Raw genomic sequence first — 4,356 nt, 5'->3', positions numbered from 1 at the left:
TCATGTACGATCCTTCCTTTTTTTTCGGGATCAATTTATCAATATATCTTCTTTTTTTTAAATCTTCGCCAATTGAAAAATGTTATAAAAAAAAACGGACATGAAATTCATCATATCCGCCATTTCAATCTATAAGATAAATTGTTATCCTTTGATACCGCCACGGGCCACACCATTAACGATTTGTTTTCTTGCAAATATAAACAGAATGATCATTGGTATGACGATGATCGTTGAAGCGGCCATCATCAGCTCTGTTTTCGCACCACCTTCAGATACAAATGCATATAATCCGAAAGGCAAGGTTCTTAATTCCCTGTCAACAACCGCCAACATCGGCCATAAGAAACTATTCCACGAAGCAATTGCATTCAAAAGAATTATTGTTACCAATGATGGCTTTGCGATCGGAACCATTACTCGCCATAAATATTTCCAATTGCTGCAACCGTCGACCCTGGCAGCCTGATACAAGCTGTCAGGTATGCTGTCAAAGAACCCTTTCAATATATACATATAGAAAATGCTCGATGTGAATGGAATGATCAGTGCCAAAAGTGTATTATAAATTCCCCAGTCGATTATTGTACGATAGTTGGTAATAACGATCATTTCAAATGGAACCATCATAAGTCCTAAAAGAAGTCCAAAGATAATATGTCTTCCCGGGAAATTCAGCTTTGAAAAAGCAAAGGCTCCCAAAATCGTCGTAATCGTACATAAGGTAACGCTTGATACCATCGCAATAACGGAATTAATAAAATAAGTAGCAAAAGGAGCTTTCTCCAAAGCCTCTTTGAAATTATCAAAGCTGAATGAAGACGGTATCCATTGAGGAGGAAACATTTGAATTTCCAACGAGGTCTTAAAAGCACCTGTTATCATCCAATAAAACGGAAACACCATGATCAGTGCACCGATGATCAGAAAGAAATAAGTTAAAACTCTTCCAATTGTCAGATGTTTAAAAATATTTTTCATCTTACCCTCCTAGTTTTTTAACTTCTTTTCAATAATGCGTTGAAGCATCGTAAATACAAAGATGATACCAAACAAAATGACTGCCGCTGCTGTCGCATAGCCATAACGGCTAGGAATCTGTATTCTGAATTGATAATAAATATAATATACAGCTGTATATAAATTATTGGCAACACCCGGTCCGCTGAATAACGGGAATAATTCATTAAATACCTTAAAGCAGCTAATCGTATTGACGATCATGACAAGGAATATCGTCGGCATCAATAATGGAACCGTAATTTTGAAAAAGATACGAATAGGACCGGCTCCGTCAACTTTTGCGGCAGTATAATACATCGGATCGATATTTTGCAATCCTGAAAGAAGCAAAATGATCGTAAACGGTAAGATAGCCCAAATACCATAGATACACAATGCCGGAAAATTACCCGTTGTTACCTGCAGCCAGTTTATGGCATCTATGCCAAAAAGCCCTAAGAAATAATTAAAAACACCTGATTTATAATTAAACATGAATCGCCATGCCAAACCAACAGCAATCGTTGATGTGACCATAGGCAAGAAATAGGCTGTTTGAAATAACCCGCTGAATTTGATCTTTTGATTCAATAAGGTTGCAATCAAAACCGCTAAGCAAGTAGAGATCGGAATTACGATAAATACATAAAAGAAGGTGTTTTTCAGTGCCTGATGGAAATATGGGTCTTGCAGCACATAGGTATAATTACCCAATCCCCAGCCACTGAATTCTTTGGTCATGTAATTAAAATTTTCCTTAAATGAGGTCAAAAATACATTGATGATCGGATAAAGCGTAAATATGATCACTCCCACAGCAAATGGAACAAGGTAAATCAGCCATTCTGATTTGTTCTTCAACTTTTCTAAAGAAAATTTGCTGACGCTTTTGGATGGCACTTGTTTCATACTAAACGTTCTCCCGTTTCTTTATCAAAAACAAAAACACCACGTTTCTTTAATCCGATTTTAACTTTTTCACCTTTGCCATATTCTTCATCAGCTTCGACATAGGCTCTCACTCTTTTACTGCCCAGCTGCACATAAGCCAATACTTCCTTACCCATGACATAGACTTCCTCGATCGTACCCTCGGCTAACGGAGCACTGTCATTCACAATAATAGCTTCGGCACGCATGGAAAGGATCACTTCACGTCCTTCATCAAGATTTTTCGCAGCTTCTAAGGCTACTGTGCAATCTCCTTCAAGAACGATCGTGCCATTTTTTACAACACCATAAGTCTTATTGATCGGTGGTGTACCAAGAAAATCGGCAACGAAGCAGTTCGCCGGTTCATCATATAATTCCTGTGGACGGGCAATCTGCTGGAGGAAGCCATCCCGCATCAAAACGATGTGATCTGAAATGCTCATCGCCTCTTCCTGATCATGTGTAACAAAAATTGTTGTAATGCCTGTTTCCTGTTGGATACGACGGATTTCCTCACGCATCTCAATTCTTAAACGAGCATCAAGATTTGAGAGTGGTTCATCTAGCAACAAGATGCGCGGATGTTTAACTAATGCTCTGGCAATAGCTACTCGCTGCTGCTGTCCGCCTGAAAGCTGACTTGGCTTTCGATCCAGCAAGGCTTCAACATGAACCAGCTTAGCCATTTCCTTGGCTCTGGCAATGCGCTCTTCTTTTTTAACTTTTTTAATTTCTAGCGGAAAACAGATATTTTCCAAAACAGTCATATGCGGATATAAAGCATAGTTTTGAAATACTAAACCTACACCACGTTTTTCGGGGCTTAAATCGGTAACATCTTCATCATCGAAAAAGATCTTTCCCTTTGTTACCGGCAAAATACCTGAAATCATATTTAACATCGTACTTTTACCGCAACCGCTAGGGCCCAGCAGTGCAATCAATTCTCCGGATTCAATAACCGCCGAAAAATCATTTACAGCAGTTGTTGCACCAAAGCATTTTGTTAAGTTTTGTATTGTAACTTTCATCTTCTATCTCCTATTTTATTAGTTCTTGCCACTCTGCTCCCTCGGTGTCTTCCATTGTCAGTCCCAACATGGCAGCCATCGTGACAGCTTCATTCAACATCGTTCCTCTTTCGATCACGACCCCTTGCTGTACATTTTTTCCAAATGCCAGAAAAGCAGTCGTTTCATCTTTAAATGGCAGATATCCATGAGAAGCCAGTGAGTGATGCCATCCAGGCTTCAAATATTCTTCAAACAGATCTTTTCCTGAAAGCGTACTGTCAAAGGACATCGGCTCATCACCCTCGATTACAAAGTCAATCTTTTCAGAAGCTAAACCAAATTCCCTATCTGCTTCTTCTTTAGTAAATACATATCCTATGTTATATTGCGGATCCTTTTTAATTTCCATCAGAAAATCATATACCTTTTTACGAAGCTTTTCATCATTAGGATCCTTCAGCTGGATCCAGCCTGACATAGAAGCGGAATGACAATATGCCTGCCAGTCAATCAAACGATTCTGTTCATCTGTCTGGATAAATCCATTTTCCTTCAGCAATAAATTAAAATTGATATGACGCTTGATATTCTGTTGACCGTGGTCACCAAGAATTACAAAATTTGTGTTTTCATAATCACCAAAACGTCTGACAGCTTCTAAAATCTGTCCAAATTGACGATCATGCTTTCTAAGTTGTTTTTTTACTTCATCATTGTCGATACCTTCACAATGCTTGACCGTATCCAGATCACACATCTTAACGAGCATGACATCCGGCTGATGATAATCTTCTATGATATCAAGTGCAAGATGCATCGTAAACTCATCTAAATTTTTATCTTCTCCCTTTAGATAGTGCTCATATTTCCAATAATAGCGATCCAGCAATTCCTGGGTAGAATAATTTTCATAAAATTGATATGGATCATCGCCCTGATAATCAATCGGAACAATCATCGGCATATTGTAATCAATATCTGCTCCACCTGACACAGGCCATGTAAGCGAACATGTCGTAAGTCCGTTGGCCTTTGCGACATCCATCAGCGTCTTTCCCTTGATCTGTGAACGAAGTGAATACCAAGGAGCGTTTGGATTTTCAACATCGACAATCTCATTATGTATGATTCCATGATTTTTAGTTGTTTTTCCCGTCAATATGGAACAATGACACGGATAGGTCAAGGTCGGATAAACAGGCTCAACATGCTTGACCACACTTCCTTTTTCAAAAACCTCCTTAAAATGAGGCAGTGTCTTCATATATTCCAAATCCAGCGTACATAGCGCATCTAAACAAAAAACCAGTAATTTACGCATAACTTCCCTTCCTTTCAAAGCATAACGGAATCTATGATATCTATTCATTGAATAAAAGGTTGAAGGAAATCAATTTCCTTCAACCTT

The 4,356-nt window shown here is 38.6% G+C and carries 4 protein-coding genes; all 4 read right to left on the bottom strand.

The genetic code is table 11. The annotated features are described in order from the left end of the window. Positions 1-144: 144 nt before the first annotated feature. The 4 genes from ACZYT3_RS12590 to ACZYT3_RS12575 are packed head-to-tail and all read right to left on the bottom strand — an operon-like array spanning position 145 to position 4,269. A complete protein-coding gene (locus ACZYT3_RS12590) occupies positions 145-981 on the bottom strand; it encodes a carbohydrate ABC transporter permease (RefSeq protein WP_294561260.1) in 837 nt (278 codons plus the stop codon). Between the two features lie 9 nt (positions 982-990). Then, positions 991-1,911: a carbohydrate ABC transporter permease gene (locus ACZYT3_RS12585; protein WP_464088893.1), complete on the bottom strand. Its 921-nt coding sequence runs from the start codon at positions 1,909-1,911 to the stop codon at positions 991-993. Next, positions 1,908-2,966: an ABC transporter ATP-binding protein gene (locus ACZYT3_RS12580; protein WP_464088892.1), complete on the bottom strand. Its 1,059-nt coding sequence runs from the start codon at positions 2,964-2,966 to the stop codon at positions 1,908-1,910. The genes ACZYT3_RS12585 and ACZYT3_RS12580 overlap by 4 nt, the downstream gene beginning before the upstream one ends. 10 nt (positions 2,967-2,976) lie before the next feature. Further along, positions 2,977-4,269 (bottom strand): alkaline phosphatase family protein, encoded by a 1,293-nt coding sequence (locus tag ACZYT3_RS12575; protein WP_294561257.1) that lies wholly within the window; start codon positions 4,267-4,269, stop codon positions 2,977-2,979. Positions 4,270-4,356 lie beyond the last annotated feature (87 nt).

This window comes from Traorella sp. mt218, from assembly GCF_055420025.1.
Note: the sequence above shows the minus strand (reverse complement) of the source record. Positions and strands in the feature narration are given on the sequence as shown.